Origin of the sequence: Zestomonas carbonaria, from assembly GCF_904061905.1 — a bacterium.
Lineage (GTDB): Bacteria > Pseudomonadota > Gammaproteobacteria > Pseudomonadales > Pseudomonadaceae > Aquipseudomonas > Aquipseudomonas carbonaria.
In genome coordinates, this window is record NZ_CAJFCI010000062.1 from 1 (window position 1) to 4,417 (window position 4,417).

General features: G+C 68.6%; 3 protein-coding genes. All 3 read right to left on the reverse strand.

Annotated features, from left to right (window positions below; all coding sequences use genetic code 11):
- Window positions 1-94: 94 nt before the first annotated feature.
- On the reverse strand, window positions 95-1,798 hold the full coding sequence (locus tag PSEWESI4_RS15730) for a hybrid sensor histidine kinase/response regulator (RefSeq protein WP_187672164.1): 1,704 nt from the start codon (window positions 1,796-1,798) through the stop codon (window positions 95-97).
- Entirely contained in the window at window positions 1,782-2,945 is a 1,164-nt protein-coding gene (gene ercA, locus PSEWESI4_RS15735; RefSeq protein WP_187672165.1) for an alcohol dehydrogenase-like regulatory protein ErcA, read from the reverse strand. Before ercA ends, PSEWESI4_RS15730 begins: the two co-directional genes overlap by 17 nt.
- Before the next feature lie 197 nt (window positions 2,946-3,142).
- The coding region (locus PSEWESI4_RS15740) for an alpha/beta hydrolase family protein (protein WP_187672166.1) at window positions 3,143-4,417 on the reverse strand (1,275 nt) is incomplete at its 5' end.

Below are 4,417 nucleotides of genomic sequence, written 5' to 3' on the forward strand. Positions count from 1 at the left end.
AAGCGGGACGGCCAGTTCTCATATCGTTGCTCCGGTGCTTTTCTGATACTGAAAGCCTAGACCAGAATATGAGCGTTACTTGTGAAACACCACACTAGTTGAGCAACTGGCTCAGCACCGCCCGCAGCTTGCCAGGCTTGACCGGCTTGTTGAGCAGCGGCACGCCGATGGCCTGTAGGTGGCGCCGGCAGTCGTCGCTGCGGTCGGCGGTGATCATCACAGCGGGGATGTCCCGCTGGAAATGCCGGCGCAGCTCGCGCAGCGCTTCGCAGCCGGTCGCCCCGTGGTCGAGATGGTAGTCGGCGAGGATCGCTTCCGGCGCGCGCTCGCCGAGCCTCTCCAGGGCGCCGGCCAGGTCGGTGGCGGTGATCACCTCGCAACCCCACTGGCCGAGCAGCGCGGCCATGCTGTGGAGGATGCTCTCCTCGTTGTCGATCACCAGCAGGCGGCGGCCCGGCAGCGGATCGCCGGTGACCGGGCGCAGCGCCGCCTCGGTGCGTGGACCGGACGGCGCCGCCGTGGCCAGCGGCACTTCGATGCCGAACACCGAACCGCGCCCCGGCTGCGAGCGCACCTCCACCGGGCAGCCGAGGATGCCGGCGATGCGGTCGACGATCGCCAGGCCCAGGCCGACGCCCTTGCGCTCGGCGGCGCGGCCGCTGTCGAGCTGGCTGAATTCGAGGAAGATCGCCTGCAACTGGTCGGCCGGGATGCCGCGACCGGTGTCCCAGACCTCCAGGCGCACCCTGTCGCCGCGCCGCCGGCAGCCGAGCAGCACGCTGCCGCGCTCGGTGTAGCGGCAGGCGTTGCTGAGGAAGTTGCGCAGGATGCGCGAGAGCAGGCGCATGTCGGTACTCACCGCAAGCTCCGGGATGTGCACGCGCAGTTGCAGGCCGGCGGACTGCGCCACGCTCTGGAACTCCGAGGCCAGCGGCGCCAGCAGTTCCCGCAGGCAGTAGTTGTCGATATCCGGCTTGATCGCGCTCTGGTCGAGCTTGGAGATTTCCAGCAGATCGGTGAGCAGGTCCTCGGCGCCTTCCAGGGCCTGGTGGGTGCGCTCCACCAGCGCCTGTTCGGAGTCCGGCAGGCTGCGTTCGCGCAGGGTGGAGACCAGCAGGCGCGCGGCGTTGAGCGGTTGCAGCAGGTCATGGCTGGCGGCGGCCAGGTACTTGTCCTTGCTCAGGTTGGCGGACTCGGCGGCGTCGCGCGCCTCGCGCAACTGCTGGTTGAGCGTTTCCAGCTCGCGGGTGCGCGCGGCGACCCGCTGCTCCAGTTCGTCGTTGAGGGTCTGCAAGCGCTGCTGGGCCAGGATGCGTTCGGTGATGTCGGCGACGAAGCCTTCGACCAGCCCCTCCTCGTCCGGCTTGATCAGCAGGTTCATCAGCACGTCGATGTGGCTGCCGTCCTTGCGGCGCAGGCGGGTCTCGTAGCCGAACAGGCCGCCGTGCTCCTGCAACAGCTCGCGGATGCGCCGCAACTCGGCCTCGCCGCCGACGAACAGGTGGCTGGCCAGGTCGGTCAGCGACCAGAGCACTTCGTGCGGGTCGGCATAGCCGAGCATCCGCGCCAGGGCCGGGTTGGCGGCGCGCAGGCCCTGGTGCAGGCTGGCCTGGAAGATGCCGTGCACGGCGTGCTCGAACAGCCATTTGTAGCGGTTGCGCTCGGTCTCCAACTCCTCCAGGCGCGCCAGCAGTTCGGGGTAGTGGCTCTTGCGCGCCGAGTGGCTGCCGAGCCCGAGCAGGCCGGCCAGGGCCTCTTGCTGGCGCTCGGTGGGGCTGGTCTTAGAGGGCCTCGCCATAGACCACCTCGACGTCGCGCTGGCTCGACTCGCGCGGGTTGGTGAGGATGCACGGGTCTTCCATGGCGTGGCGCGACAGGAACGGGATGTCCGAGATGCCGACGCCCTGGCGGCCGAGGGTCTCGTGGAAGCCGACGGCCCGCTTGAGGGCGATCAGGTGTTCGACCAGGCGCTGGCGGATCTGATTGTGGCTGAGGCCCCGGCAGTCGATGCCGAAGGTCTCGGCGATCACCTTGAAACGCTCCGGCGCGGCGTTGTAGTTGAAGGCCACCACGTGCTCGACCAGCGCCGCGTTGCACAGCCCGTGGGGCAGGTCGAGGAAGCCGCCGAGGCTGTGCGACATGGCGTGCACCGCGCCGAGGATCGCATTGGAGAAGGCCAGGCCGGCCTGCATGCTGCCGAGCATGATCTTCTCGCGCAGGACGATGTCCGCCGGGTTGGCGATCATCTCCACCAGGTTGCCGTTGATCAGCCGCATCGCTTCCAGGGCGTGGGGGTCGGTGAGCGGGCCGTGGCCGGTGGAAACGAACGCCTCGATGGCGTGCACCAGCGCGTCGATGCCGGTGCAGGCGGAGAGGAACGGGTCCATGGTCAGGGTGGTTTCCGGGTCGATCAGCGACACGTCGGGCACCACCGCCTTGCTGACGATGGAGAACTTCATGCGTTCGACCTGGTTGGAGATGATCACGAACTGCGAGACGTCGGCCGAGGTGCCGGCGGTGGTGGGGATCAGGATCAGCGGCGGGCTGGGCACGCGGATGGTGTCCACCCCTTCGAACTCGAGGATGCTGCGGCCGTGGGCGACCACGATGCCGATGCCCTTGGCGCAGTCCATCGGGCTGCCGCCACCGACCGCGACGATGACGTTGCAGCCTTCGTTGCGGTAGACCTCGGCGCCGAGCATCACCTCTTCGACGCGCGGATTGGGCGACACCTGGGTGTACAGGCTGTAGTCGATGTCCTGGGCCTGCAAGCTGGCCTCGACGTCGCCGACCCAGCCGGCGGCGACCACGCCGGGATCGGAGACCAGCAGCACCTTGCGGGCGCCGAAGGTCTTGGCGTAGTTGGCGACGTTATGCCGGCAGCCGGCGCCGAAGATGATTTCCGGCGAGACGAATTTGCGCAGTTGACTGAGGTCGTGGCTCATGCAAGGGCCTGATTTTCTTGTTATCTGGGATCGTCAGGCCAGCCTACTGCATTCGTCGGGTATTGCAATGCGACCTTGGGCAGGCACTCCGACCGCTCTGGGTAGGGTGCGCCGTGCGCACCGCTTGCCTGGGGATATGCACGGCGTTCCGCCGGGAATGATCGGTGCCGATTACGGATCGGTGCGCACGGCGCACCCTACAAAAGCGCGTGGTAGAACCGCCATTCCCGCTCCAGCGCATCGGCGATGTGCGCGGCCTGGCGGAAGCCGTGGCGTTCGTCGGGGTAGCAGCGGTACTCGACCGGCACCCCGCGCTCGCGCAGGGCGGCGACCATCCGCTCGGTCTGCTGCGGCACCACCACGGCATCCAGCCCGCCCTGGAAGAAGATCGTCGGCGCGGCGATGCGCTCGGCCTGGAGCAGCGGCGTGCGCTCGCGGTAGCGCCCGGCATCGCGCGCGGGGTCGCCGATCAGCCAGTCCAGGTAGTCGGCCTCGAACTTGTGGGTGGCGCAACGCAGCGCCAGCGGATCGCTGACCCCGTAGAGGCTGGCGCCGCCGCGCAGGCCGGCGATGCGGGCCAGGGCGAGCAAGGCGCTGTAGCCGCCGGCGCTGGCGCCACGCACGAACACCTTGTCGGGATCGATGCGCCCCTCTCCCGCCAGGAAGGCGATGGCCGCACGGATGTCCTCGACCTCGACCAATCCCCACGCTCCCCGCAGGCGCTGCCGATAGGCACGGCCATGGCCGGAACTGCCCCGGTAGTTGAGGTCGACGACGGCGAAGCCGCGATGGGTCCAGAACTGGATGCGCGGATCGAACACCGGGTAGCAGGCCGAGGTCGGCCCGCCGTGCAGGAACATCACCAGCGGCGGCTTTTCGCAGTCGCCCAGAGGCCGGTAGAAAAAGCCGTGGGCGATCTCGTCCCGGCCGGTGGCGAAGTCCAGCGGCTCGGGACGAGCCAGGCGTTCCTCCGGCAACGGCCGCTCGCCACCGGCCAGCAGGTTCACTTCGCCGTCGGAGCGGCGGATGGCGAGCACCGCTGGCAGGCGATCCGGTGCGGCGGCGATGCAGTAGAAATACGCAGCATCGGCAGCCAAGCTTCGGAAGCGGGTGAAGTCGCTGGCCAGGCGGCGCTCGCGGCCGTCGCTGTCGCACTCGACAAGCACGCCGAAGCCTCGTTCGAAGCGGCTCAGCAGGAATCCGCCGTGCTCCAGCGGCAAGTAGGTGCAGGCGCCGAGTTGCCAGGGGGCGGGTGCGTGGTCGGCACCCTGGATGGACAGCAGCGGTGGGATTGAGTCAGCCCCTCTCCCCAGCCCTCTCCCGGTGGGAGAGGGAGTCGATCCGTGCGCGACCTGACCCCGTGCGTCGGCACGGCACCGGTCAGTCCCATGGTTAGGGTGAGGGGCGGAGTCCTGATCGAACGCATAGGGCATCCACCACCCCGCCCGATCACTCAGGCAATACAACCTCCC